Raw genomic sequence first — 832 nt, forward strand, 5'->3', positions numbered from 1 at the left:
CACCCGGCACCGCGTCCCCCTCCGGCACCGCAACGCCCCGCCGCGCATGCCACAGCGCACGCACCCCGAACCACACCAGCACCACCGCACCCGCGACCCGCAGCCCGTCATACGCCAGCCGCGACGCCGCCAGCAGCGCCGACAACCCCACCGCCGCCGCCAGCCCCCACGCCAGCACCCCGGCCTCGTTCCCCAGCACCGTCACCAGCCCCGCCCGCCGCGACCGCATCGACTCCCGCATGATCACGACCGTGCTCGGCCCCGGCGCCATCGCGATCAGAACCGCCGCACCCGCGAAGGCGACCACACTCTCCAGCATCCCCCCATGCTGACCACCGCCGCACCGCCCCGCAACGCCTTTGCCCGCGCCCCCGTCTCACCACACCGCCGACCGGCCACGCCTCCACACGGCCCCGCACACGGCCCCGGCAGACCCGCCCGTCACAGCGGCGCGCCGTCATCACCACCCGTACCCGACGGCGACGGAGACGGCGAAGGCGACGGACCCGACCGCGACGGCGAAGGCGACGGACGCCCCGGCGCCGACGACCGCGACGGCCGCTCGAACGTCGGCGTCGGCTCCGCAGGCTCCGGGGGCGGCTCCGTCGCCTTCGGCTGACACGCGAACAACACCCCCATCAGCAACGCCAGCACCACCAGCAGCGCCACCAACCCCAGCACCACCGCCACCAGGTTCCGCTCCGGCGCCCGCTCCCCCACCGGCACCGGCACCACCGCGGGCGGCGGCTCCGGACGCTCCAACGCCGGCTCCCCCGACCCCTGCCAATACGGCTGGAACTGCGGACCACGCCGGCGACCACCCCACCACGAC

The 832-nt window shown here is 76.1% G+C and carries 2 protein-coding genes; both read right to left on the reverse strand.

The genetic code is table 11. The features are described 5' to 3' along the window. A partial coding sequence (locus E1289_RS37785; protein WP_165970792.1) for a LysE family transporter occupies positions 1-319 on the reverse strand: 319 nt, incomplete at its 3' end. Positions 320-460: 141 nt separating this feature from the next. Further along, positions 461-622 (reverse strand): hypothetical protein, encoded by a 162-nt coding sequence (locus tag E1289_RS38785; RefSeq protein WP_165970793.1) that lies wholly within the window; start codon positions 620-622, stop codon positions 461-463. Between the last annotated feature and the right edge of the window lie 210 nt (positions 623-832).

The sequence above is a fragment of the Actinomadura sp. 6K520 genome (assembly GCF_004349245.1).
Lineage (GTDB): Bacteria > Actinomycetota > Actinomycetes > Streptosporangiales > Streptosporangiaceae > Spirillospora.